This is a genomic window from Streptomyces sp. NPDC051684, assembly GCF_044453445.1.
GTDB lineage: Bacteria > Actinomycetota > Actinomycetes > Streptomycetales > Streptomycetaceae > Streptomyces.
The window spans coordinates 15789-41233 of record NZ_JBITCS010000038.1 but is presented as its reverse complement, the minus strand read 5'-3'; the positions used below and the strand labels follow the sequence as shown (position 1 = coordinate 41233).

At 68.3% G+C, this 25445-nt stretch carries 20 protein-coding genes, 1 pseudogene and 4 riboswitches; of the genes and pseudogenes, 13 read left to right on the top strand and 8 right to left on the bottom strand.

Features of this window, described 5'->3' with window-relative positions; all coding sequences use genetic code 11:
* Positions 1 to 8 precede the first annotated feature (8 nt).
* A riboswitch (cobalamin riboswitch) is annotated at positions 9 to 137 on the bottom strand.
* A gap of 192 nt (positions 138 to 329) precedes the next feature.
* Positions 330 to 1112 carry a class I SAM-dependent methyltransferase gene (locus tag ACIA8D_RS34025; RefSeq protein WP_399238084.1) on the top strand — a complete coding sequence of 261 codons (783 nt, stop codon included), beginning with the start codon at positions 330 to 332 and terminating at the stop codon, positions 1110 to 1112.
* Between the two features lie 47 nt (positions 1113 to 1159).
* Here ACIA8D_RS34025 and ACIA8D_RS34020 read toward each other — a convergent pair whose 3' ends face one another.
* Positions 1160 to 2581, bottom strand: coding sequence for a short-chain fatty acyl-CoA regulator family protein (locus ACIA8D_RS34020; RefSeq protein WP_399238083.1), 1422 nt, complete (start codon positions 2579 to 2581; stop codon positions 1160 to 1162).
* 395 nt (positions 2582 to 2976) lie between these two features.
* Here ACIA8D_RS34020 and aceA point away from each other — a divergent pair, with 395 nt between their 5' ends.
* From aceA to thiI, 9 genes are all read left to right on the top strand, one after another.
* The gene (gene aceA / locus ACIA8D_RS34015; RefSeq protein WP_399238082.1) at positions 2977 to 4257 is read left to right on the top strand and encodes an isocitrate lyase; all 1281 of its coding nucleotides are present in this window, start codon (positions 2977 to 2979) and stop codon (positions 4255 to 4257) included.
* Positions 4258 to 4363: 106 nt separating this feature from the next.
* Positions 4364 to 5962, top strand: a complete 1599-nt coding sequence (gene aceB, locus ACIA8D_RS34010; RefSeq protein ID WP_399238081.1) for a malate synthase A — start codon at positions 4364 to 4366, stop codon at positions 5960 to 5962.
* Positions 5959 to 6825: a 3-hydroxybutyryl-CoA dehydrogenase gene (locus ACIA8D_RS34005; protein ID WP_399238080.1), complete on the top strand. Its 867-nt coding sequence runs from the start codon at positions 5959 to 5961 to the stop codon at positions 6823 to 6825. The genes aceB and ACIA8D_RS34005 overlap by 4 nt, the downstream gene beginning before the upstream one ends.
* A 189-nt stretch (positions 6826 to 7014) precedes the next feature.
* A riboswitch (cobalamin riboswitch) is annotated at positions 7015 to 7239 on the top strand.
* Positions 7240 to 7403: 164 nt separating this feature from the next.
* A complete protein-coding gene (gene metE / locus ACIA8D_RS34000; RefSeq protein ID WP_399238079.1) occupies positions 7404 to 9728 on the top strand; it encodes a 5-methyltetrahydropteroyltriglutamate--homocysteine S-methyltransferase in 2325 nt (774 codons plus the stop codon).
* Positions 9729 to 9820: 92 nt separating this feature from the next.
* Entirely contained in the window at positions 9821 to 10129 is a 309-nt protein-coding gene (locus tag ACIA8D_RS33995) for a hypothetical protein (RefSeq protein WP_399238078.1), read from the top strand.
* 64 nt (positions 10130 to 10193) lie between these two features.
* Positions 10194 to 10418: riboswitch (cobalamin riboswitch) on the top strand.
* 170 nt (positions 10419 to 10588) lie between these two features.
* The gene (gene nrdI, locus ACIA8D_RS33990) at positions 10589 to 11032 is read left to right on the top strand and encodes a class Ib ribonucleoside-diphosphate reductase assembly flavoprotein NrdI (RefSeq protein ID WP_399238077.1); all 444 of its coding nucleotides are present in this window, start codon (positions 10589 to 10591) and stop codon (positions 11030 to 11032) included.
* Between the two features lie 47 nt (positions 11033 to 11079).
* The gene (nrdE, locus tag ACIA8D_RS33985) at positions 11080 to 13197 is read left to right on the top strand and encodes a class 1b ribonucleoside-diphosphate reductase subunit alpha (RefSeq protein WP_399238123.1); all 2118 of its coding nucleotides are present in this window, start codon (positions 11080 to 11082) and stop codon (positions 13195 to 13197) included.
* 40 nt (positions 13198 to 13237) lie between these two features.
* A complete protein-coding gene (gene nrdF / locus ACIA8D_RS33980) occupies positions 13238 to 14257 on the top strand; it encodes a class 1b ribonucleoside-diphosphate reductase subunit beta (RefSeq protein ID WP_399238076.1) in 1020 nt (339 codons plus the stop codon).
* A gap of 5 nt (positions 14258 to 14262) precedes the next feature.
* On the top strand, positions 14263 to 15537 hold the full coding sequence (gene thiI / locus ACIA8D_RS33975; protein ID WP_399238075.1) for a tRNA uracil 4-sulfurtransferase ThiI: 1275 nt from the start codon (positions 14263 to 14265) through the stop codon (positions 15535 to 15537).
* 105 nt (positions 15538 to 15642) lie between these two features.
* On the opposite strand, the gene folP is transcribed toward thiI, so the two are convergent.
* Complete coding sequence (folP, locus tag ACIA8D_RS33970) at positions 15643 to 16542, bottom strand: dihydropteroate synthase (protein WP_399238074.1); 900 nt, start codon at positions 16540 to 16542, stop codon at positions 15643 to 15645.
* Between the two features lie 117 nt (positions 16543 to 16659).
* On the opposite strand from folP, the gene metF reads away from it, so the two are divergent.
* A complete protein-coding gene (gene metF / locus ACIA8D_RS33965; RefSeq protein WP_399238073.1) occupies positions 16660 to 17586 on the top strand; it encodes a methylenetetrahydrofolate reductase [NAD(P)H] in 927 nt (308 codons plus the stop codon).
* A 120-nt stretch (positions 17587 to 17706) separates the two neighbouring features.
* Positions 17707 to 18153, top strand: a pseudogene (gene nrdR, locus ACIA8D_RS33960) (transcriptional regulator NrdR); the annotation flags it as partial.
* Between the two features lie 58 nt (positions 18154 to 18211).
* Here nrdR and ACIA8D_RS33955 read toward each other — a convergent pair.
* The 5 genes from ACIA8D_RS33955 to ACIA8D_RS33935 are packed head-to-tail and all read right to left on the bottom strand — an operon-like array spanning position 18212 to position 23646.
* The gene (locus tag ACIA8D_RS33955) at positions 18212 to 19006 is read right to left on the bottom strand and encodes an enoyl-CoA hydratase (RefSeq protein ID WP_399238072.1); all 795 of its coding nucleotides are present in this window, start codon (positions 19004 to 19006) and stop codon (positions 18212 to 18214) included.
* The gene (gene mmsB, locus ACIA8D_RS33950) at positions 19003 to 19899 is read right to left on the bottom strand and encodes a 3-hydroxyisobutyrate dehydrogenase (RefSeq protein WP_399238071.1); all 897 of its coding nucleotides are present in this window, start codon (positions 19897 to 19899) and stop codon (positions 19003 to 19005) included. The genes ACIA8D_RS33955 and mmsB overlap by 4 nt, the downstream gene beginning before the upstream one ends.
* Positions 19896 to 20972 (bottom strand): enoyl-CoA hydratase/isomerase family protein, encoded by a 1077-nt coding sequence (locus ACIA8D_RS33945; RefSeq protein WP_399238070.1) that lies wholly within the window; start codon positions 20970 to 20972, stop codon positions 19896 to 19898. The genes mmsB and ACIA8D_RS33945 overlap by 4 nt, the downstream gene beginning before the upstream one ends.
* Positions 20969 to 22117 (bottom strand): acyl-CoA dehydrogenase family protein, encoded by a 1149-nt coding sequence (locus ACIA8D_RS33940; protein WP_399238069.1) that lies wholly within the window; start codon positions 22115 to 22117, stop codon positions 20969 to 20971. Before ACIA8D_RS33940 ends, ACIA8D_RS33945 begins: the two co-directional genes overlap by 4 nt.
* Positions 22118 to 22122: 5 nt before the next feature.
* Complete coding sequence (locus ACIA8D_RS33935) at positions 22123 to 23646, bottom strand: CoA-acylating methylmalonate-semialdehyde dehydrogenase (protein WP_399238068.1); 1524 nt, start codon at positions 23644 to 23646, stop codon at positions 22123 to 22125.
* 230 nt (positions 23647 to 23876) lie between these two features.
* Positions 23877 to 24051, bottom strand: a riboswitch (cobalamin riboswitch).
* Positions 24052 to 24122: 71 nt separating this feature from the next.
* On the opposite strand from ACIA8D_RS33935, the gene ACIA8D_RS33930 reads away from it, so the two are divergent.
* Positions 24123 to 24578, top strand: coding sequence for an NUDIX domain-containing protein (locus ACIA8D_RS33930; protein WP_399238067.1), 456 nt, complete (start codon positions 24123 to 24125; stop codon positions 24576 to 24578).
* 40 nt (positions 24579 to 24618) lie between these two features.
* Here ACIA8D_RS33930 and cobF read toward each other — a convergent pair whose 3' ends face one another.
* Positions 24619 to 25410 (bottom strand): precorrin-6A synthase (deacetylating), encoded by a 792-nt coding sequence (cobF, locus tag ACIA8D_RS33925; RefSeq protein WP_399238066.1) that lies wholly within the window; start codon positions 25408 to 25410, stop codon positions 24619 to 24621.
* Positions 25411 to 25445: the final 35 nt, after the last annotated feature.

Sequence of the window (25445 nt, the reverse complement as noted above, 5' to 3'; positions counted from 1 at the left end):
CGACGGGTCAGTCTCCTGGCTCCCGGATCGTCGCTCGCCTCCGCCTTCCCGTCCGCGCTCGCGGACAGTGGCGTGCAGAAGGATCGCTCCCCGGTCACAGTGGCGGGACCGCGCCGGAATCGCACCGGCTTCCTGGTCCCCGTCGCCCTGTGCGCCCATTGTGGCGTACGGGGCGATGGGGACCGGCACCCGGTTCCCCGGCGGTCGGTGGGGGCGGTCGTACGCACCTGTCGCGGCTCTGCCCACAATGTCCACCGGCGCCGACAGCGGACGGCCCGGAGCCTCACGCAGGCTCCGCGCGAAGCACCAGGAAAGGGACAGCCACACTCATGACAGCAACACCTCTCGACGGCTGGCAGCACTGGCAGACCAGCTGGGACCGCCAGCAGGAGTGGTACATGCCCGACCGGGAGGAGCGGTTCCGGGTCATGATCGACACGGTCGAGGCCGTGGCAGGCACCGCTCCGCGCGTCCTCGATCTGGCCTGCGGCACCGGCAGTATCACCGACCGCCTGCTGCGCCGGCTCCCCGAAGCGACCGTCACCTGCGTCGACATCGATCCGCTCCTGCTGGCCATCGCCCGCGGCCATTTCGCCGGCGACGACCGCGTCACCTTCACCGAGGCCGACCTGACCGACGCCGCCTGGACCGAACGCCTCCCCCACACGTCGTACGACGCCGTGGTCACCGCCACCGCCCTGCACTGGCTCGACACCGAACCCCTCGACCGGCTCTACGGCGATCTGGCCCGCCTGCTGCGCGACGGTGGAATCTTCCTCAACGCCGACCACATGAAGGACGAGTCCGCGCCCCGCCTCAACGCCGCCCTGGCCGCCCTCCACACCGACCGCCAGACCCACCAGCGGCAGTCGGGTTCTCTCGACTGGGCCGACTGGTGGGGCGAGGCAGCGCGCGACCCGCACCTCGCCGACGCGGCCGTCGAGCGCTTCGCCCTGCTGGGCGATCCGCGACAGGCCCGCACGGACCCATCACACCGGGATCGCCCGACCGCCACCCAATGGCACATCGACACACTGCTGCGCCACGGGTTCGGCGAAGCGCGCCAAGTGTGGTGCTCGGCGAGCGATGCGCTGATTGCCGCGCTGCGCTGAATTCCAGCAGCTGTGTACGCCCCCGCAGAGCACCCCTGCTGGACTCGTCACCTCGCAGTCGCGCCCGTCGAGCCGCCAGGCGCCACCGGATACGGCACGAAGGTGCTGGAGTTCTGGTCGATCCTCAGGGTCCGGCCGAGCGGTGGTGCCGCCCGCTGCGGGCACTCCAGCCGCTCGCAGACCCGGCAGCCCATGCCAATGGGAGTGGCGGCGGCTGTGCGGCCGAGGTCAAGGCCGTCGGAGTAGACGAGCCGGTGGGCGTGGCGGAGCTCGCAACCGAGGCCGATCGCGAAAGCCTTGCCCGGCTCGCCCCAACCGCCGCGGTGCCGAGTGACGGCCCGGGCGGTCCACAAATACCTCTGCCCGTCTGGCATTTCGGCAACCTGGACGTGGATGCGGCCGGGGGCGGCGAAGGACTCGTAGACGTTCCACAGGGGGCAGGTGCCCCCTGCGCGCGAGAAGTGGAAACCCGTCGCCGACTGCCGCTTCGACACGTTGCCTGCTCGGTCCACGCGGACGAAGGAGAACGGCACGCCGCGCAGACGGGGCCGTTGGAGGGTACTGAGGCGATGGCAGACGGTCTCGTAGCCCAGGCCGTAGTGGTCGGTGAGGCGTTCGATGTCGTAGCGCACGGCCTCTGCCGCGGTGTGGAAGTCGCGGTACGGGAGGATCAGCGCGGCGGCGAAGTAGTTGGCGATGCCGATGCGCGCCAGGGCCTGGGCCGGTGAACCGGGCGCGAAGTCCTCGGCGGCCTGCCGGTCGAGGTCGTCCGCGTGTTCCAGCAGGGCGAGTTGGGTGGCCATGCGGAAGGCGCGTTGGCCCGGACGCAGCCTTGTCGACAGGTGCAGGGTGCGCGACGGCGCGTCGTAGTGATGCAGGCTTTCAGTGGTCTCTGTGCCGAGACGGACGCCGTGCCGATCAGCGAGGCGTGCCGTCAGCGCGCTGAGTACCTCGCCGGGCCGGATACCGATGGTTGCGGCCAGGTCCTCCGCCGCGAGGTCGGTGTCGTGAAGGTAGTTCTGGCGGCGATAGAAGTAGTCGCGGATCTCCTCGTGCGGCGAGCGCGGCGCGTCGAGACCGGTGTCGCGCTCACCGCTGCCGCCGACCAGTTCGGCCAGCCGTTGATTGCGGCGGCCGAGGTCCAGCAGGACCTGTGCGACCGCGGGCATCCGGGAGGCGAGGTCGCTCAGGTCGGTCGCGGAGACGCGGGCCCCGTCGATCTCGCCGGCCAGCGCCTCACGCAAGTCCGCGACCAGACGACTGGTGTCCCGCTCGGAGAAGAAGCCCGGGTCGACGCCGAACACCTCGGTGAGCCGCAGCAGGACCGGGACCGTCAGAGGGCGGGAGTCGTGCTCCATCTGGTTCAGGTAACTGGGTGAGATGCCCAGAGTCCGGGCCAGCTCGGCTTGGCTCATGCCGCGCTCCTCGCGCAGCCTGCGCAGCCGGGCGCCCGCGTACGTCTTCCCCATGGTCCGCGTTCTCCTCCCCCGTTAGGGACGGCTCAGCGTACGCGAACACCCCTCGTGTGAACCCTTCGCAACCTTGGCAATCACGGTCTGGAAGATTCGCAGAAGTTGGCATTGATCCACCCTTGTTGGCACTGAGTGCCAGTGCCAGAGTTCCAGTGCGGCCCACCGGATCCCGGCGGGTGCAACCCGGAACCGGGGCACGATTCACGCCCTGACGTCGGAGATCCCGGCATCGGTTGTGCTCACGTCGGCAGTACTGCTCAGCTCATCACCGCGAGGGGACGGTGGGCCGCACACCCTCGCAGGACACACAGTGCCATCAGATGCGCGGCGTCTTCTGTGGGGGTGACTGGATTCGCAGCCGAACAGCCGAACGACCGAGGAGACGGACCGTCATGGCAGACACCCGTACGCAGGCAGCCGACGAGCTCATCCGCCGCTGGGCCACCGACCCGCGCTGGAAGGGCATCGACCGCACCTACAGCGCCCAGGACGTGGTCCGTCTGTCGGGCAGCGTCCGCGAGGAGCACACCCTGGCCCGGCGCGGCGCCGAGCGGCTGTGGCGCCAACTGCACGAGAACGACTACATCCACGCCCTCGGCGCCCTCACCGGCGGGCAGGCCGTGCAGCAGGTCAAGGCAGGGCTGCAGGCGATCTACCTGTCCGGCTGGCAGGTCGCCGCCGACGCCAACCTCGCCGGTCACACCTACCCCGACCAGAGCCTCTACCCCGCCAACTCCGTTCCCCAGGTGGTGCGCCGGATCAACAACGCGCTGCTGCGCGCCGACCAGATCGCCACCAGCGAAGGCGACGACTCCGTCGACTGGCTCGCCCCGATCGTCGCCGACGCCGAGGCCGGGTTCGGTGGCCCGCTCAACGCCTTCGAGCTGACCAAGGCGATGATCGCCGCGGGCGCCGCCGGCATCCACTACGAGGACCAGCTCGCCTCCGAGAAGAAGTGCGGCCACCTCGGCGGCAAGGTCCTCGTCCCGACCTCGCAGCACATCCGCACCCTCAACGCGGCCCGCCTCGCCGCCGACATCGCCGACACCCCGACCGTCATCGTGGCGCGTACGGACGCCCTGGCGGCGAACCTGCTGACCAGCGACGTGGACGAGCACGACGCCGAGTTCGTCACCGGCGAGCGCACCGCCGAGGGCTTCTACCGCGTGCGCAACGGCATGGCCCCCGTCATCGCCCGCGGCCTGGCCTACGCCCCGTACGCCGACCTGATCTGGGTCGAGACCGGCACCCCCGACCTGGCCCAGGCCCGCGAGTTCGCCGAGGCCATCCACGCCCAGTACCCGGACCAGATGCTGGCCTACAACTGCTCGCCGTCCTTCAACTGGAAGGCGGCCCTGGACGACGACCAGATCGCCAAGTTCCAGCGGGAGCTGGGCGCGATGGGCTACCGCTTCCAGTTCATCACCCTCGCCGGGTTCCACTCCCTCAACCACGGCATGTTCGACCTGGCCCGCGGGTACGCCGAGCACGGCATGACCGCCTACGTCGATCTCCAGGAGAAGGAGTTCGCCGCCCAGGAGCACGGGTTCACCGCGGTCAAGCACCAGCGCGAGGTCGGCACCGGCTACTTCGACCTCGTGTCCACCGCCGTCAACCCGGCGTCCTCCACCACCGCGCTGTCCGGCTCCACCGAGGAGGAGCAGTTCCACTAGGACCTGCTCGCGCCTCGCGCGGCCCGCTCTCCCTGATCCGGACGGGGCCCGGACGACCGTCTCCGTCCGGGCCCCGCTCCCCTCCGCCCTCAGTCAGGAGAACCCGATGTCATCCCAGATCCTCACACGCCGTCCCCGTGTCCTCGCCGCACCGGGCGATCGCCATGACGAGATCCTCACGCCGGCCGCCCTGGACTTCGTCGCCCAGCTCGCCGTCGCCTTCGATGAGCGACGCGCGTGGATCCTCAAGGAACGCAGGCGGCAGGCGATCAGGCTCGCCTCGGGTTCGCCGCTCGACTTCCCGATGGTCACGCGACGGATCAGAGAGGACGCGAGCTGGTCCGTGGCGTCCCCCGCACCCGGCCTCCTGGACCGACGGGTGGAGATCACCGGCCCGCCGGAGCGACGGATGACGGTCAACGCTCTCAACTCCGGCGCTCAGGTGTGGCTCGCCGACTTCGAGGACGCCACCGCCCCGACCTGGTCGAACGTGATCGAAGGGCAGCTGAACCTGCTCGATGCCATCGAGCGGCGCATCGACTTCACCAGCCCTGAGGGCAAGGAGTACCGGCTCGCCACCGACCGGCCGCTCGCCACGATCGTGGTCCGCCCGCGCGGCTGGCACCTCGACGAGGAGCACCTGCACGTCGACGGCCGCCCGGTGCCCGCCGCCCTGGTCGATTTCGGCCTGTACTTCTTCCACTGCGCCCAGCGGCAGATCGACGCGGGACAGGGCCCGTACTTCTACCTCCCGAAGCTGGAGAACAGCTACGAGGCCCGCCTGTGGAACGACATCTTCGTCCTGGCCCAGGATCTGCTTGGCATTCCGCGCGGCACGGTCCGCGCCACCGTTCTCATCGAGACCATCACGGCGGCCTTCGAGATGGAGGAGATCCTCTACGAACTCCGCGAGCACAGCGCGGGGCTGAACGCCGGCCGGTGGGACTACCTCTTCAGCCTCATCAAAACCTTCGGCCACCGCACCGACTTCCTGCTGCCCGACCGCGGTCAGGTGACCATGACCGCCCCCTTCATGCGGGCCTACACCGAACTCCTCGTGCACACCTGCCACAAGCGCGGCGCGCACGCCATCGGCGGGATGGCGGCCCAGATCCCCGGCAAGGACCCCGATGCGCACGCGGCGGCACTGGCCAAGGTGCGGCTGGACAAGGAGCGCGAGGCGGAGGACGGCTTCGACGGATCCTGGGTGGCTCACCCGGGCCTCGTCCCGCTATGCCGTGAAGTCTTCGACGGCGTCCTGGGTGAGCACCCGCACCAGCTCGACCGCACCCGCGACGACGTCGACGTGCAGCCTGCCGATCTGCTGGCCGTCCGTCGGATCGGCGCCGATCCGACAGATGAGGGCGTGCGCACCAACGTCTCGGTCACGGTGCGCTACTTCGCCGCGTGGATCGGCGGCCAGGGCGCCGTCGCGTTGGACGGACTGATGGAGGACGCGGCCACCGCGGAGATCGCCCGGGTCCAGATCTGGCAGTGGCTCCGCCACGCCCGCATCGACCGGGAGACCGTCGTGCGCATCCTCGGCGAAGAACTGGACGCCCTCGCCGCGCAGCGCCCCTACGCGCCTCTCGACGAGATCCAGGACCTGTTCCACCGCATGTGCCTGGCCGCCGAACTCCCCCAGTTCTTCACGCCGGACGCCTACAGCCGCCACCTCGTCCGGACGCTGGAGCGCGACGCGTGACCGGGGCCATCCGCCGCGTCGGTGTCGTGGGAGCCGGGCAGATGGGCGCTGGCATCGCGCAGGTCTGCGCCCGGGCCGGACTCGACACCCTCGTGTGCGAGGCGGACGCTCTCGCGGCACGCGATGCCCGCGACCGGGTCACCACCTCCCTGAAACGGGCGGTACGCCGGGACAAGCTGACGGCCGAGCAAGCCCGGCAGGCGCAGGACCGACTGACGTACACCGGGGAGCTCGACGATCTCGCCGATCGGCAACTGGTGATCGAGGCCGTCGTCGAGAACCCCGATGCGAAGACCGAGGTGTTCGCCGCGCTCGACAAGATCGTGGAGGACCCGTCGGCGATTCTGGCCACCAACACCTCTTCGATCCCGATCATGCGTCTGGGGATGGCGACCGGGCGCGCCGATCACGTCATAGGGCTGCACTTCTTCAATCCCGTCCCGGTCCTCCCGTTGGTGGAGGTCGTTCCGTCGCTGCACACGTCCGCCGAGACGACGCACCGCGCGGAAGACTTCGCGCGGACCGTGCTCGGAAAGACCGTCGTCCGCTCCCGCGACCGTGCCGGCTTCGTCGTCAACGCGCTGTTGATCCCGTACCTCCTGTCGGCGATCCGCATGACCGAGTCCGGCTTCGCCACCGCGACCGACATCGACAACGGGATGCGTCTGGGCTGCGCCCACCCCATGGGTCCGCTGGCGCTCGCCGATCTGATCGGCCTCGACACCGTCGCGGCCATCGCCGAGTCGCTCTACGACGAGTTCAGAGAACCTCTGTACGCACCTCCACCGCTCCTCCAACGCATGGTGGAAGCATGCCTGTTGGGGCGTAAGACCGGTCGCGGCTTCCACACGTACGACCACTGAGACACCACCCAGGACCACCGGGGCTGAGGGGCCCGGGTGCCGCGGCCGGATGAGGGCCGGCCGCGGTTGCAGAGCGGGGGCGGGACACGGCGAAGGACAGTGTCCCGCCCCCGCTGCCGCATGTCTGGACGTGTCTCATCTCACCATCCGGATCCTGGACGCTCTGGTGATCGTCGACCATGGGCCCATAGGGTGGCCCACGCAGCTGGTTCTCCCTGTCAGCCAGGCGGGGAGTCGCAAGAGGGAACCCGGTGGGAATCCGGGACTGCCCCGCAGCGGTGAGTGGGAACGACCGCCGTCATACGCACTGGATCTCGCGAAAGAGATCTGGGAAGCGACGGCCAGTAGGTGTCCGTCCGGTCCGGATGGACGTGCTCACGAGTCCGAAGACCTGCCACCTGCCCGTGTGCGTACGACGCGTGCACGGACATCCCGGTGACCTCGTGGGCGGGTCGGCGTACATATGCAGCGGACGACCGCGCCTTTGCCGCGCGAGGTCGAACCGCCGTTTGTGTCACTCCTTCGTTCCGTACAGGTCCTCGGGACCCCCAGGGATACGTCTCTCGAAGGAGATCTCCGTGACCACCAAGACCGCAGCCGCGGCAGCACGGGCCACCGTGTACGGCTACCCCCGCCAGGGCCAGAACCGCGAGCTCAAGAAGGCCATCGAGGGGTACTGGAAGGGCCGCGTCACCGCCGACGCCCTCCGGACCACCGCCGCCGATCTGCGCCGCGCCAACTGGCAGGAACTCGCTGACGCGGGCATCGCCGAAGTCCCGGCCGGCGACTTCTCGTACTACGACCACGTCCTCGACACCACCGTGATGGTGGGCGCCATCCCCGAGCGCCACCGCGCCGCGGTGGACGCCGACGCCCTGGACGGCTATTTCGCCATGGCCCGCGGCACCCAGGACGTCGCGCCGCTGGAGATGACCAAGTGGTTCGACACGAACTACCACTACCTGGTCCCTGAACTGGGCCCGGACACGGTCTTCACCGCCGACTCCACCAAGCAGGTCACGGAACTCAAGGAAGCCCTCGCTCTGGGGCTGACCGCCCGGCCGGTCCTGGTCGGCCCGGTCACGTATCTCCTGCTCTCCAAGCCCGCGCCCGGCGTCGCGGCCGACTTCGATCCGCTGACGCTGCTCGACCGGCTGCTGCCCGTGTACGCAGAGGTCCTCGGCGATCTGCGTGCGGCCGGAGCCGAGTGGGTGCAGCTCGACGAGCCCGCCCTGGTCCAGGACCGCACCCCGGCCGAGCTGAACGCCGCCGCCCGCGCCTACCGCGACCTCGGCGCCCTCACGGACCGCCCCAAGCTCCTCGTCGCCTCCTACTTCGACCGGCTCGGCGACGCCCTGCCCGTGCTCGCCAAGGCGCCCGTCGAAGGCCTCGCCCTCGACTTCACCGACGCAGCCGCCGCCAACCTCGACGCGCTCGCCGCCGTGGGCGGACTGCCCGGCAAGCGCCTCGTCGCCGGCGTCGTCAACGGCCGCAACATCTGGGTCAACGACCTGGAGAAGTCCCTCGCCACGCTCGGCACCCTGCTCGGCCTCGCCGACCGGGTCGACGTCGCCGCCTCCTGCTCGCTGCTGCACGTCCCGCTCGACGCGTCCCTGGAGCGCGACATCGACCCGCAGATCCTGCGCTGGCTCGCTTTCGCCCGCCAGAAGACGGCCGAGATCGCCACGCTCGCCAGGGGCCTCGCCCAGGGCACGGACGCGATCACCGCCGAACTCGCCGTCAACCGCGCCGCCCTGTCCTCCCGCGCCACCTCGCCGATCACCCGCGACCCCGCGGTGCGGGACCGCGCCGCCGCCGTCACCGGGTCCGACACGCGTCGCGCCCAGGCGTATCCGGAAAGGGCTGTCGCCCAGCGTGCCCACCTCGGGCTGCCGCTGCTGCCGACCACCACCATCGGCTCGTTCCCGCAGACGACCGAACTGCGCACCGCACGAGCCGACTTGCGGACCGGGCGGATCGACACCGCGGGTTACGAGGAGCGCATCAGGAACGAGATCCGGGACGTCATCTCCTTCCAGGAGAAGACCGGGATCGATGTCCTGGTGCACGGTGAGCCCGAACGCAACGACATGGTCCAGTACTTCGCCGAGCAGCTCACCGGCTACCTGGCGACGCAGCACGGCTGGGTGCAGTCGTACGGCACGCGCTATGTCCGGCCGCCGGTCCTGGCAGGCGACATCTCCCGCCCCGACCCCATGACGGTGCGCTGGACCACGTACGCCCAGTCGCTGTCCGACCGCCCCGTCAAGGGCATGCTGACCGGGCCCGTGACCATGCTCGCCTGGTCCTTTGTCCGCGACGACCAGCCGCTCGGCGACACCGCACGCCAGGTCGCACTCGCCCTGCGTGACGAGGTCAACGACCTTGAGACGAATGGGACTTCCGTCATCCAGGTCGACGAGCCCGCCCTGCGCGAGACCCTTCCGCTGCGCGCGGCGGACCACGCCTCGTACCTGGCCTGGGCCACCGAGGCGTTCCGGCTGACGACCGCCGGCGTGCGGCCGGAGACCCAGATCCACACGCACATGTGCTACGCCGAGTTCGGCGACATCGTCCAGGCGATCGACGACCTCGACGCCGACGTCATCAGCCTCGAAGCGGCCCGCTCCCACATGCAGGTCGCGCACGAACTGGCCGAACACGGCTACCCGCGCGAAGCGGGCCCCGGGGTCTACGACATCCACTCCCCTCGCATCCCCAGCAACGACGAGGCGGCATCCTTGCTCCGCAAGGGGCTGGAGGCGATCCCTGCCGAACGGCTGTGGGTGAACCCGGACTGCGGCCTGAAGACCCGCGGCTGGCCCGAGACGCGAGCGTCGCTGGAGAACCTCGTCGCGGCCGCACGCACCGTCCGCGGCGAACTGGACGGCTCCACGGCCTGACCCCGACCGGGCAATGGCCACCGGGCCGGGGCAACGAGCGCCCCGGCCCGGCACGTCGTAGCACCACGGCTCCACCCTGGGGGGACACAGTCATGCAACGCGAGCCGCAGCACATCACCATCGACGGTCGGCGCATGGTCGCCCTGCCACTTCCCCAGTTCGAATCGCTGTTGGCGCAGCGCAGACAGCTCGGCGCACAGAGCTCTCGCATGCAGTCGATGCGCGGAGCCCTGTCGGACGTGGCCTCGTTCCTGGAGCGGCTTGAGGCGGCCTGGACACAGAACGCGGAGGACGAGGAACTCGTCACCGAGCTGCGCCGACACGCCCGGCACACACGCGCCCTCGGCGGCACCAAGCGGTCCGGAAGGAGCCCGAAGACGCGAAGGAAGCGACGGAGTTAGGTTTACCTAATTTTCGACTGCGACACAACATCTGGCTTGCCTGCATTCCCCTGGACCTAGATGTAGTGTTCTCCGTGCTGGTGGTTCGCCGGGCGCATACGTGCCGGGCGAGGCAAGAGGGAACCCGGTGAGATTCCGGGACTGCCCCGCAGCGGTGAGCGGGAACGACCGCCGTCACACGCACTGGGCCCTGTCGAACAGGGGCTGGGAAGCGACGGCCAGTAGGTGTCCTCCGGTTCGGAGGGCGGGCCCGCGAGTCCGAAGACCTGCCACCGGCGTGCGCACCGATCCGCGGTGCGTGCGCTTCGAGGCCCCGAGGGAGGGCCGCGTGGCAGTGACCCGGACGTGGCCGAGGTGTGTCGTCACCTCGCAGCCCCCTGTTCGGCATCCACGCCTCCGCCTCCCTTCCCGCCCTCGAAGGACCGATACGGGAACGAGCGAGAGGAGGCGACGGAACCGTTGAGCGGTCTCGTGTATTTCTCCAGCGTCTCGGAGAACACCAAACGCTTCGTGGAGCGCCTGGACCTGCCGGCCGTGCGTATCCCCCTGCACCCCCACCGCGAGGGCATGCCGGTCGTCACCGATCCGTACGTGCTGGTCGTGCCGACCTACGGCGGCGGGGAACGCGCGGGCGCGGTCCCCAAACAGGTGATCCGCTTTCTGAACATCGAGGCCAACCGCGCACTGCTGCGCGGCGTGATCGCCTCGGGCAACACGAACTTCGGCGTCGACTACTGCCTGGCCGGCCGGGTCATCTCGGCGAAGTGCAGTGTGCCGGAGCTGTACCGATTCGAACTGCTGGGCACGGACCGCGACGTCCGCGCCGTACGAGAAGGGCTGGAGAGGTTTTGGACACGACACTCACCGACGACCGGACGAGCGACGGTCAGGCGGACGGCGTGAGCACCCTCACCCCGGCGGTCACGGTTCCCGCGGCCCAGCGCGAGTCGGTGGGCACGCGCAAGGACTACCACGCGCTCAACGCGATGCTGAACATGTACGACTGCGACGGCCGCATCCAGTTCGACCAGGACCGCGAGGCCGTCCGGCAGTACTTCCTGCAGCACGTGAACCCCAACACGGTGACCTTCCCGACCCTCCAGGAGAAGATCACCTACCTCATCGACCACGACTACTACGAAGCGGAGCCGATTCGCCGCTACGACTGGGCCTTCATCGAGGGCCTGTACCGGCAGGCCTACGCCCACGAGCACCGCTTCCGCACCTTCCTCGGCGCCTTCAAGTACTACACGTCGTACACCCTCAAGACCTTCGACGGATCGCAGTACCTGGAGCGGTACGAGGACCGCGTCGTCGCCACGGCGCTGTACCTGGGCGCGGGCGACGAGACTCTGGCCTCACGCCTCGTCGACGAGATGCTCAGCGGTCGCTTCCAGCCGGCCACGCCGACCTTCCTCAACGCGGGCAAGGCCCAGCGAGGCGAACTGGTCTCGTGCTTCCTCCTGCGCGTCGAGGACAACCTGGAGTCCATCGGACGCGGCATCAACTCCGCGCTCCAGCTGTCCAAGCGCGGTGGCGGCGTGGCCCTCCTCCTCACGAACCTGCGCGAGCAGGGCGCGCCGATCAAGAAGATCGAGAACCAGTCGTCCGGCGTCGTTCCCGTCATGAAGCTCCTTGAGGACTCCTTCAGTTACGCGAACCAGCTCGGCGCACGGCAGGGCGCGGGCGCGGTCTACCTCCACGCGCACCATCCGGACATCATGCGGTTCCTCGATACGAAGCGGGAGAACGCGGACGAGAAGATCCGCATCAAGACGCTGTCGCTGGGCGTGGTCGTTCCCGACATCACTTTCGAACTGGCCAAGCGCAACGAGGACATGCACCTGTTCTCGCCGTACGACGTGGAACGCGAGTACGGCCGCCCGCTGTCCGACCTCTCGGTGACCGAGCACTACGACGACCTGGTGGCCAATCCGCGCGTGCGCAAGACCACGATCAGCGCCCGCGAGTTCTTCAAGACGATCGCGGAGCTGCAGTTCGAGTCGGGCTACCCGTATCTGCTGTTCGAGGACACGGTGAACCGGGCCAACCCGATCGAGGGCTGGATCAACATGTCCAACCTCTGCTCGGAGATCCTCCAGGTCAACACGCCCAGCACGTACGACACTTCGCTCGGCTACGAGACCGTGGGCAAGGACATCTCCTGCAATCTCGGGTCGCTGAACATCGCGGCCACCATGGCCTCACCCGACTTCGGCTCCACGGTCGAGACGGCGGTGCGGGGCCTGACGTCCGTCTCGGACCAGTCGCACATCGACGCGGTGCCGTCCGTGGCCCACGGCAACGACCAGTCCCACGCCATCGGCCTCGGCCAGATGAACCTGCACGGCTACCTCGCCTCGCAGCGCATCCACTACGGCAGCGAGGAGGGCGTCGACTTCACGAACATGTACTTCTACGCCGTGGCCTATCACGCGCTGCGCGCCTCCAACCGGCTGGCGATCGAGCGTGGCGCCGCCTTCGACGGTTTCGCCACGTCCGCCTATGCCGACGGCTCGTACTTCGCCAAGTACACCGGGCAGACGTGGGAGCCCGCGACCGAGCGAGTGCGGACGCTGTTCGCCGACGCCGGTGTGCGGCTTCCCACGCAGGACGACTGGCGTGCTCTGCAGGCGTCGGTCCAGGAGCACGGGATCTACAACCAGTACCTCCAGGCCGTGCCGCCGACCGGGTCGATCAGCTACATCAACGACGCCACCGCCTCCATCCACCCCATCGCCTCCAAGGTGGAGATCCGCAAGGAGGGCAAGCTCGGCCGTGTCTACTACCCGGCACCCCACATGGACAACGACAATCTGGAGTACTTCCAGGACGCGTACGAGATCGGCTACGAGAAGATCATCGACACCTACGCGGCGGCCACTCAGCATGTCGACCAAGGGCTGAGCTGCACGCTGTTCTTCCGGGACACGGCCACGACCCGTGATCTGAACAAGGCCCAGATCCACGCCTGGCGCAAGGGCATCAAGACCCTCTATTACATCCGGCTGCGCCAGGAGGCCCTGGCCGGCACCGAGATCGAGAACTGCCTGGCCTGCACTCTCTGATCTCCCTCCCCTGCCCGCACTCCTCGCGAAAGCACGAACGATGACGACCATCCCCGCCCTGGCCGAACTCTCGGTCACGCCTCCGTCCTACCGGCACAACCCGGCCGCCCGGCTGCGCCCCGTCAACTGGAACCGGGTCACCGACGAGAAGGACCTGGAGGTCTGGAACCGGCTGACCTCCAACTTCTGGCTGCCGGAGAAGGTGCCGCTGTCCAACGACGTGGGCGCCTGGCAGCAGCGGCTCAGCGCCGACGAACGCACGCTCACCATGCGGGTGTTCACCGGGCTGACCATGCTCGACACCGTGCAAGCGACCGTCGGCGAGATCGTGCAGATCCAGGACGCCCGCACAGAGCACGAGGAGGCGGTGTACACGAACATCGCCTTCATGCAGGCCGTGCACGCCCGCAGCTACTCGTCGGTCTTCTCCACCCTCTCCACGACACCGGAGATCGATGACGCCTACGAGTGGGCTGTCGGCAACGACGTACTCCAGCGGCGCTGCAAGGCGGTCCTCCAGCACTACTACGGCGACGACCCGCTCAAGCGCAAGGTCGCCTCGACACTGCTCTCCTCGCTCCTGCTGTACGCCGGGTTCTACCTTCCGCTGCACTTCTCGACGCACGCCCTGCTCACCAACACGGCCGACATGATCCGCCTGATCCTGCGCGACAAGGCGGTGCACGGCTACTACTCGGGCTACAAGTACCAGCGGGGTCTGGAGAAGCGGTCCCCGGCAGAGCAGGAGCAGATGCGGGCCTTCACGCACGAACTCCTGGATCATCTCTACGAGTTGGAGCTGGAGTACTCGGGTGAGCTGTACGAGCCGCTCGGACTGATGGACGACGTCGCGGTCTTCGTCCGCTACAACGCCAACAAGGCGCTCATGAACCTCGGCTACCCGGCCCGCTTCGGCGCGGACGAGACCGAGGTCAATCCCGAGATCCTCGCTGCCCTGTCCCCCGCCGCGGACGAGAACCACGACTTCTTCTCCGGGTCGGGCTCCTCGTACGTCATGGGCAAGGCCGAGGACACGGACGACGACGACTGGGACTTCTGACTTTCATGCCCGACCAACCCTTCGTGCCCGCGCAGCGGCCCACCGCCTCGTACGGGCCCTGCGTGCTGCTCAAACACGGCGAGATCTTCCTCAAGGGGCGCAATCGTCACCGGTTCACTGAGCGGCTGCACGACAACCTGCGGGTCGCCCTGCGCGGTGTCGGCGGCTCCACGTGGATCAAGACCGCCCAGAACGTGACCGTGCTGGGCGGCGACGGCTCGGTCAGTATCGAGGCACTGGTGGAGCGCGCGCAGCGTGTGGTCGGGTTCAACTCCGTCGAACCGGCCGTGCGCGTCCCGAGCACTCTCGCCGACATCACTCGAGCCGGCGTCGACGCGTTGCGGGAACGTGCGGCCCTCGGGCCCGTACGGAGTTTCGCCGTGCGGGCCCGGCGGCGGGACAAACAGTTCCCGCTGACCTCGTCCCAGGTGGCCGCGCGGGTGGGCGCCAGCCTCAAGGAGGCGATGCCGAACCTGCCGGTGGAGCTGAAGCGCCCGGAGGTCCTGCTGTCCATCGAGATCGACCGCAAGGAGACGTACCTGTCGTGGACGCGTCTGCCGGGCTTGACGGGTCTGCCCGTCGGGTCCAGCGGCCGGGCACTGGTTCTGCTGTCCGGCGGATACGACTCCCCCGTCGCCGCCCACCGGGCGATGCGGCGCGGTCTTTCGTGCGACTTCGTGCACTTCAACGGCGCCCCGTACACGAACCCGTCGTCGGTCTACAAGGCGTACGCACTCGCTCGCGAGCTGAACAGATACCAACCCGCCGGCACCCTGCATGTAATCGCGCTCGGCAAGGCGCAGAAGCAGCTCGCCGTCGCCGGAGCAGGCCGACTCCAGGTCGTCGCGCAGCGCAGGCTGATGGTGCGTACGGCGTCGGCTCTTGGCGCCCGCATCGGGTCGGAGGCACTGGTCACCGGCGACAGTCTCGGTCAGGTCGCCAGTCAGACTCTGGCGAACATGGCGGCGGTGGACGAGGCGGCGACGCTGCCCGTGCTTCGGCCGCTGGTCGGCTGGGACAAGCAGGAGATCATCGACGCGGCACGGGCCATCGGCACAGCTGAGATCTCCGTACTTCCCGATGAGGACTGCTGTCAGTTGCTCGCTCCACCGCGGGTGAGTACGCGGGCGGCGTTGCCTCAACTGCGGTCCGTGGAGAAGCTAATCGACCTCGACGAGGTGGTCGCGACACTCCTCGATCGCGTCCAGGTCATGGTGCCCGGCGCCGACGAGATACCCGTACCGGACGAAACAAGGTGTGCCGCCCCCGTGCCGTCATAGCCGGGCATCACCGCCCGCTGTCCGTCCGGTACGAGCACCGCACGCACCGGACGGACACCTGCCCTCTCCATCGCGTCCTCGCCGCCTACGACAGAACGGCCCGATTCAGTGACTCGACACGACCGCCGAACGCGCCAGCTGGGCGCGCTCATCGGCCTCCCGCAAGGCCGATCCGACGCGTACCGCGTCGGCCGAGCCGGCCACGTCGTGCACGCGCACGGCCCATGCGCCGCGGGCGGCGGCCAAGGCGGAGACGGCGGCGGTCGCGGCGTCACGCTCGCGAGCCGGCCGAGGTGTGCCGGAGCACGGATCCGCCAGCAGCGTCCCCAAGAAGCGCTTGCGGGACGCTCCCACCAGCACGGGACATCCGAACTGCGTCAGTGCGTCGATCCCGGCGAGCAGGTCCCAGTCGTCGGAACGGGACTTGGCAAAGCCGAGCCCCGGATCGACGATCACGTTGTCGATGTCCACGCCGGCGGAGACCACCGCGTCGATCTGCCTCCCGACCTCCCGGACGACGTCGGCGCTCACGTCCTGGTAGTCGGCCAGCCCGTCCATGCCGCCCGAGTGGCCACGCCAGTGCATGACCACGAACGGCACGCCGGTCTTGGCGGCAACCCTCGCCATCTCGCCATCCGCTCGTCCGCCACTGACATCGTTGATGAGGCAGGCGCCTTCATCGACCGCTGCCTGCGCGACCTGCGCGCGCATCGTGTCCACGCTGACGAGCGCACCACCCGCGACGAGCCCGCGCACGACGGGAAGCACCCGCCGCAGCTCCTCCTCGCAGGTGATGCGTGTGGCTCCCGGACGTGTGGACTCGCCGCCGACGTCCACGATGTCCGCTCCCTGAGCGGCCAGTTCGAGACCGTGCGCCACCGCGCGGCCCGCGTCCAGCCAAAGGCCGCCATCGGAAAAGGAGTCCGGCGTCACATTGACGATCCCCATGACACCGCATCGGTCCCACGACGGAAGGGCGGGCGGCATGGTCTTGTACGCGCTCATGCGGGAATCATGACCGATCCGGATTCACGCTGTACAGCCAGGAACTCATTTTGTGATCCGCGTATCAGCAAGTGGACTTCCCTCGTGCCGAGTTCGATGCATCGATAGGCTGCAATTATGGCTCTCGGTACCCCCAGCACTCGCTCGGACAGTGCGGACTCGATTCGCGATCTGCTTGCCCGGGGAGGCCGCTCGTATTCGTTCGAGTTCATGCCTCCTCGCAGCCCGGCTGCCGAAGCTGGGCTATGGACTGCCATCCGCAGATTGGAGGCGCTGTCGCCTACTTTCGTTTCGGTGACGTACGGTGCCGGCGGATCGACGCGGGGGCGCACCATCAACGTCACCGGCCGCATAGCTCAGGACACGACGCTCACGCCCGTCGCCCACCTGACGGCCGTGGACCACAGTGTCGCCGAGCTGCGGAACATCCTTGGCCACTACGCTGACCAGGGAGTACGTAACATTCTCGCCCTCCGTGGTGATCCGCCCGGCGACCCTCTCGGCACCTGGACCAGGCATCCGCAAGGCGTCGACTACGCGGCAGAGTTGGTCAGTCTCATCAAGGAGTCGGGAAACTTCTGCGTCGGGGTCGCTGCCTTCCCCGAGATGCATCCACGGTCAGGAGATCGCGCCGCCGACGTCCGCCATTTCGTCGAGAAATGCCACGCCGGAGCGGACTACGCCATTACCCAGATGTTTTTCGACGTCGATGAGTATCTACGATTCCGCGATCTTGTGGTCGCCGCAGGATGCGACACGCCGATCATCCCGGAGATCATGCCGGTGACGACCATCCGATCTCTGCAGCGAATCCCCACACTGTCGACCGCAACATTCCCCGCACAACTTGCCGATCGGATGCTCGCCGCCGAAGACGACGCCACCGCGGTCAGATCTCTCGGAATCGAGCACGCAACGGAAATGTGCCGTCGGTTGATCGACGCCGAAGCACCCGGACTGCATTTCATGACGATGAACTACTCCACCGTGACCACGGAGATTTATCAGAACCTCGGACTCGGGCCCGGGCGTCAAGTGGAGTAGCTCGACAGACAGGTTTCCGACCCGCTGCAGCGTGCGGACCCGCATGATCGAGATTCCGCACACGCGGCATCGCACCGCCGTGCACCTCAACCGTCCAGGCATCCGGAAAGGACACGAACGGTGTGCTGCCCCTTCTGCAGGCTCCCCGACACTCGCGTCATCGACAGTCGATCGACCGACGACGGGACCTCGATCCGGCGACGCAGGCAGTGCCCGCACTGTCATCGTCGCTTCACGACGGTGGAGACGTACTCGCTGCTCGTGGTCAAACGCAGCGGCGTAACGGAACCGTTCAGCCGCACGAAAATCGTCACCAGCGTCCGCAAAGCATGCCAGGGACGCCCCATCACCGAAGACATGCTCGACCGTCTCGGCCAGCAGGTCGAGGAGAACGTGCGGGCCACCGGAAGCGCCCAACTGTCTACGCACGAGTTGGGTTTGGCCGTTCTGGAACCACTCAGCGAACTGGACCCGGTGGCCTACATGCGGTTCGCGTCCGTCTACCGCGCGTTCGAATCACTCACCGACTTCGAGAACGCGATCGCCGAGCTGCGCACCAACTGTGGCTAGGGCAGGCACCGCGGAGGCCGACGCCGCAGGACGGTTGGCGTCGGCCTCGTCCCGGTCAGCGGTGGCGGAACGCGGGGGATCGTTTCTCGACGAAGGCGCCCATGCCCTCCTTCTGATCGTCGGTGGCGAACACCGCGTGGAACAGACGACGTTCGAAGCGCACTCCCTCGGTCAGCGAGGTCTCGAAGGCGCGGGAGACCGCTTCCTTCGCCATCATCGCCACGGGCAAGGACATACCCGCGACGGCCTCGGCGACCGCCAGCGCCTGGGGCATCAGCTCGTCGGCCGGGACGACACGTGAGACCAGGCCGCTGCGCTCCGCCTCGACGGCGTCCATCGTGCGGCCCGTCAGGCACATCTCCATCGCTTTGGCCTTGCCCACGGCGCGCGTCAGGCGCTGCGAGCCACCGATGCCGGGAATGACGCCCAGCTTGATCTCGGGCTGACCGAACACCGCGGTGTCGGCAGCCAGCAGGATGTCGCAGAGCATCGCCAACTCGCAGCCGCCACCCAGCGCGTGGCCGGAGACCGCAGCGACAGTCGGAGTGCGCAGTTGCCCGAGCCGGTCCCACGCTGCGAACCAGTCGTCGAGGTACATGTCGATGTACGCGCGCGGCCTCATCTCCTTGATGTCGGCGCCGGCCGCGAACGCCCTGTCGGAGCCGGCAATCACGATGCAGCCGCAATCGGGATCACGGTCGAGGGCCGTCGTCGCGGCGACCACTTCTTCCATGAGCTGCAGATTGAGCGCGTTCAGTGCCTTGGGACGGTTGAGGGTCACCACGGCGGTGCGGTCGTTGCGTTCGACGAGGATCGTCTCGTACGTGATCTCGGCCGGGTCGGTCGTCACTGGTCGCCTCCGTCGTGGGCCCGGATAATTCGGACGATGCCGGAGAAGTCCTCCGTCGCACCCACGCGTTCGGCGTAGGCGGTGTACATCTCGGCTGCTCGCAGACCGAGTTCGGCCTGGACTCCTTCGGCACGGACGGCGTTGGCGGCAAGGCCGAGGTCCTTCGCCATGAGAGCGGCGGCGAAACCCGGCCGATAGTCCCGGTTGGCGGGGCTCTCGGGAACCGGGCCCGGGACAGGGCAGTTGACACTCAGCGCCCAGCATTGCCCGGAGGCCGTGGAAGCGACGTCGTACAGGGCTTGATGGGACAGGCCCAGGCTCTCGCCGAGGACGAACGCCTCGCTCACCGCGATCATCGAGACGCCGAGGATCATGTTGTTGCAGATCTTGGCGGCCTGGCCCGCGCCGGCTCCACCACAGTGCACGACCTTCTTCCCCATGGCTTCCAGCAGCGGCCGCGCGTCCTGGAACTCGGCCTCTCCGCCACCGGTCATGAACGTCAGTGTGGCGGCTTCGGCGCCGACCACACCTCCGGAGACGGGTGCGTCGAGCGCGCGCATCCCGGCGGCGGTCGCCCGCTCATGAGCGGTGCGGGCATCAGTGACGTCGATGGTGGAGCAGTCGATGAAAAGTGTGTCGTGTCGGGCAGCTTCGAGGATGTCGTCATACAGCCCGAGGACATGCCGGCCCGCGGGCAGCATGGTGACGACCGTGTCAGCCACCGCGACGGCGTCAGCCGCCCGGGACATGGCTTCCACACCCGACTTCACGGCGTCGTCCACCGCGGCTGGAATCAGGTCGTGTCCGAGCACGCGATGTCCGGCCCGCACCAGGTTGGCGGCCATCGGTCCGCCCATGTGCCCCAGGCCGATGAATGCGACAGTTCGGCTCACCAGACCACCTCCGTAGCGTTGTCGGAACCGGCGAGTCCGAGTTCTCGCTCGCCCAGGCCCGCGAAGTACTGCCGAACGTCTTCGTCCGCGACCTCGACGAGCGTCGACGGCGTCCAGCGCGGGTCACGGTCCTTGTCGACGACTTGGGCGCGGATGCCCTCGACGAAGTCCGGCGAAGTCAGCGCCGTACAGGAGACGCGGTACTCCTGATCGAGAACGCGCTCCAGGGGGCCGAGCTGCCGCGCTTTGCGCAGGGCGGCGAGGGTGACCTTCAGGGCAGTTGGCGATTTTGCCAGCAAGGTTTCCGCCGCGCCCTTCGCTGCGGGCGCATTGCTCGCGAGGAGGCGCTGCACGATCTCCTCGACCGTGTCGGCTCCGTAGCAGTCATCGATCCAGGCCTTTTGGGCCGCCAACTCCCCTTCTGGCGGCGTCTGTACGTGCCGGGCCACGGCCTCCCGCACCGGCTGGTCTGCGAGGTCCGCCATGAAGTCGCGGAGAGAGTGGCGAGGTACGAAGTGGTCGGCGAGCCCGCAGAGCAGGGCGTCGCCCGCTCCGATCGGCGCGCCGGTCAGGGCGAGGTGTGTCCCCAACTCCCCCGGCGCCAGGGCCAGTAGGTACGTTCCACCGACATCTGGGATGAAGCCGATGCCGGTCTCGGGCATGGCGATGCGGGAGCGCTCGGTGACGATGCGGACGTCTCCGTGTGCGGACACGCCTACTCCCCCGCCCATCACGATGCCGTCCATCACGGCGACGTACGGTTTCGGGTAGCGGGCGATTCTGGCGTTGAGGTGGTATTCGTCGCGCCAGAACGCTACCGACGCCGAGCCTTCGTTGTCGCGGGCATCGTCGTAGATGGCGCGGATGTCGCCCCCCGCGCACAGACCGCGCTCCCCCGCTCCGCTGATCACCACGGTCTCCACGCTGGCGTCGTGCTCCCAAGCGCGGAGAGCATGGTCGATGCGGCGGACCATCGCGTGTGTCAGTGCGTTGAGAGCGCGGGGCCTGTTCAGTGTGATGTGGGCGGCCCGGCCTTCCGTGTGCAGCAGGACCGCTTCCTCGGCGTCGGTCATCCGAACGCCTCCGTCAGGCCGCGGGCGACAATGACACGCATGATCTCGTTGGTCCCTTCCAGGATCTGGTGCACCCGTAGGTCGCGGACGATCTTCTCGATGCCGTACTCGCTCAAGTAGCCGTATCCGCCATGGAGTTGGAGTGCCCGGTCCGCGACCGAGTAGCCCGTGTCCGTCGCGTAGCGTTTGGCCATCGCGCAGAGGTACGGGGCCTGCGGATCGCCGCGGTCCAGGGCCTGGGCCGCCTGCTGCACGAGGGCGCGTGCGGCGGCCAGTTCGGTCGCCATGTCGGCGAGGCGGAACCGCAGGGCTTCGGCGTCGAGCAGGCGCCGCCCGAATGCCTCGCGGTCGGCGAGGTGCGCGAGGCTGCGGTTCAGTGCGCTCCGCGCGCCGCCCAGTGAGCAGGCCGAGATGCCGAGACGGCCGCCGTTGAGGCCGTTCATCGCGATACGGAAGCCCTGCCCCTCGCTTCCGAGGAGTCGATCGCCGGGCAGGCGCACGTCTTCCAGGACGACCTGCCGGGTGGGCTGGGCGTTCCAGCCCATCTTCTGTTCGTTGGGGCCGAACGAGACGCCGGGGTCGCTCTTGTCGACGAGGAACGCTGAGACTCCCTCGGCTCCGTGGCCCCCCGTCCGGGCCATGACCACATAGAGCTGAGATGCGCCCGCGCCGGAGATGAACTGCTTCACGCCCGTGAGGAGCCAGTCGTTCCCGTCACGAGAGGCCCTCGTGGTGAGGGCGGCGGCGTCGGATCCAGCGCCCGGCTCGGTGAGGCAGTAGCTGGCAAGGTCGTCCATCGAGCAGAGGCGGGGCAGCCAGCGCGTCCGCTGGTCGTCGTCGCCGTATCGGTCGATCATCCAGGCGACCATGTTGTGGATGGAGAGGTAGCCGGCGATGGACGGGCAGCCGGAAGCCAGGGCCTCGAAGACGAGCACTCCGTCTGCCCGGCTGAGCCCTGAACCCCCCTCTTCCTCCCGGACGTAGATGCCGCCGAGACCGACACCGGCGGCCTTGCGGAGGACGTCGACGGGAAAGTGTTTGTCCCGGTCCCAGGTGACGGCGTGCGGCGCGAGGTGGTCCTGGGCGAAGTCCAGCGTGGTTTCGACCAGGGCTTGTTGATCCTCGGTGAGCATGGCGTGCGTCATGGTGCTCACTCCATCGTCGGGATCGTGAAGCTCGCTCCTTCGCGCAGGCCGGCGGGCCAGCGCGAGGTGACGGTCTTCGTACGGGTGTAGAAGCGGATCGCGTCGGGTCCGTGCTGGTTGAGGTCGCCGAAGCCTGACGCCTTCCACCCTCCGAAGGTGTGATAGGCGACGGGTACGGGGATGGGGACGTTGACGCCGACCATGCCGGTGTTCACACGCCGGGTGAAGTCGCGGGCTGTGTCGCCGTCGCGGGTGAAAATGGCGACCCCGTTGCCGTAGGTGTGCTCGCTGGGCAGGCGCAGGGCGTCTTCGTATGTGGCGGCGCGCACGATGCACAGCACCGGGCCGAAGATCTCCTCTTGGTAGATACGCATGTCTGGGGTGACGCGGTCGAAGAGACTGGCGCCGGTGAAGAAGCCATCCTCATGGCCAGCGAGGCTGAAGTCGCTTCCGTCGACGACCAGTTCGGCGCCCTCCTTCACGCCGTGGTCGACATAGGAGCGCACCCGGTCGACGGCTTCCCGGGAGACGAGGGGGCCGAAATCGGCCTGCGGGTCGTCACCGCGACCGATACGGAGGGTGGCGATGCGTTCCTTGAGGCGGGTCACCAGTGCGTCGGCGGTGTCCTCGCCGACGGGCACGGCGACGGAGATGGCCATGCAGCGCTCGCCCGCGGACCCGTATCCGGCACCGATCAGCGCGTCGACGGCCTGGTCGAGGTCGGCGTCCGGCATCACGATCATGTGGTTCTTGGCGCCGCCGAAACACTGGGCACGTTTTCCCTGTGCGGCAGCGGTCGCATAGACGTGGGCGGCGATGGGAGTGGAGCCGACGAAGCCCAGCGCGGCGACACGGGGGTCGGTCAGCAGCGTGTCGACGGCCTCGCGTCCACCGTTGACGACGTTGAGCACACCGGGCGGCAGACCGGCCTCCAGGAAGAGCTCCGCCAAGCGTAGGGGGACGGACGGGTCGCGCTCAGAGGGTTTGAGGATGAAGGCGTTGCCGCAAGCGAGCGCTGGTGCTGCCTTCCAAAGCGGAATCATGGCGGGGAAGTTGAACGGAGTGATGCCCGCGACAACGCCGAGTGGTGCGCGTAGGGAGTGGACGTCAATGCCGGTGCCGGCGTTGTCCGTGAAGTCGCCCTTGAGGAGGTGCGGGATTCCGGCGGCGAACTCCACTACATCCAGGCCTCGTTGGATGTCGCCGTGCGCGTCGGCGATGGTCTTGCCGTGTTCGGACGACAGCAGCCTGGCGAGCGCGTCCTTGTCTTGCTCGACGAGTGCGAGGAACTTCAGCAGGACCCTGGCTCGGCGCTGCGGGTTCCAATCGCCCCACTCGCGTTGAGCCCGATCCGCGTCGGCGATGGCGGCCTCGGTCTCGGCTCGGTTCGCGAGCGGGACGCGGGCTTGGATCTGCCCAGTATTGGGGTCGTAGACGTCGCCGTAGGATCCCGAGGTTCCCTCGGTGTGCCTGCCGCCGACGAAGTGGGTCAACTCGCGCACGGGGGCGCGGTCTTGCGTGCGGACCATGAATGCCTGCTCTCGTCAGGTGATCCGGATGGCGCGCGGCCATGACGGCACGGAGACGCGGTGGCGTACGTGCGCGTCGGGGCCGCGCGAGAGCGCGAATGGCTGCGCGGCCGTCAGCGAGTGACGATCGGGATGCGGGAGAAGTCGCGGCTGAGTCGGGCCTGTCGGGCAGGACCGCCGGGATCGTGGAAACGCACCGGTGCCATGCGTGTCAGCTCCATCCTCGTGGACAACACGGAACATTCCGCGGCCGGTATCCTGACTTCCGGATCAGCGCGCACCGCCCGCCTTCCCGACATCGATCACGTCAGTGGCGTACTGCTCGACGGCGAACTCCCCGGTCACAGTGGCGGGACCGTGCCGGACTCACACCGGCTTCCCTGCACCGCGGACCTTTCCTCGACTATATAGTTGGACGTCCTAGTAAATCCAGAGGACGTGAGGTCCCGGCGACTCGTGCCGCACACAATGGCCGGATGACTCAGCCGAGAATCCGCGTCGCCGCTTACGTCATCCGGGACGCCGCCGGCCCCGAGTTGCTGGTCTTCGACCATCTCGGCATGCCCGAAGCGGGCACACAGATCCCTGCGGGAGGCGTCAAAGCCGGAGAGGATCATCACACCGCGGTCCTGCGCGAGACCTTCGAGGAGACAGGCCTTTCGACAGCTCTCGTGGTCGGGGCTGTCGCCGAAGAGGACAAGCCCCACCCCGAGACCGGCCAACCGCGGCGTACGACGTTCTTCCATCTCCAAGTGGGACCGAGCACCCTGGATTCCTGGGTTCATCGGGTCCGAGGGGGTGGCGAGGACGACGGCATGGCTTTCGCCTGCCGATTCGTTCCCCTTCCCTTGGAACACGCTCTGGCCGACGAACAGGACACCTGGCTCAGCCACATCGAACCGGCCTGGACCACCGGTACCAGCCGGGCGTGAGCCGGCGCGCATGCTCGTCCGGCAGGGCAGATCAGCGCCGTCAGACGGCGGAGGACGGCTTCACGATGCGAAGTAGGTAGGTGTCCATGATCCATCCGTGCTCTGCGCGGGCCGCGGACCGTACCTGTCGAATGCGGTCGGAGACCTCGTTGAGTGGGCCGGCGATCAGGAGTTCGTCGGGGGTACCGAGGTAGGCGCCCCAGTAGATCCACACGTCGTCGCCCTCGACCTGGGTGAAGGACTCGTGGGCGTCGAGCATGACGACGATGTCTCCGTCGTCGTTCTGGCCCACGTCGGGCAGGCGGCGGGCAGGCGTGATGTGCACGGGCCGCCCGACCTGGTTCAGCGGGATGCGGTGACGGGCCGCGAGCGTGGAGACGCTGGTGATGCCCGGGATGACGTCGACGGTGGCGGACACCGCGCCGCGTTCCTCGATGTCGGCCAGGATGCCGAGCGTGCTGTCGTACAGGGACGGGTCGCCCCAGACGAGGAAGGCACCGGTCTGTCCGGCCGTCATTTCTTCGCGCAGCAGTCGCTCGAAGATCTCGCCCCGGCGCTCTCGCCAAGCCTGGACGGCGGCCGTGTAGTCGCCCCGGTCCATCGGCCGACGGTCCCGGCTCGGATCCTCCACCTCGACGACGCGATAGGGGCCTTCTGCGTGCTCATCGATCATGCCGTGCCGCAGGTCCGTGAGAGAGGACTTGTCGGGTCCCTTGCCGACGATGAAGAAGACGTCGGCGCTGCGGATGGCCTTGACCGCGCCGAGGGTCAGGTGATCCGGGTCGCCCGCGCCGATGCCGATGACGAGTATCCGGCGTTGCTCCGTGGTCATGCGATGCATTGTCGCAGGTGGGGTGAGGGCATCGG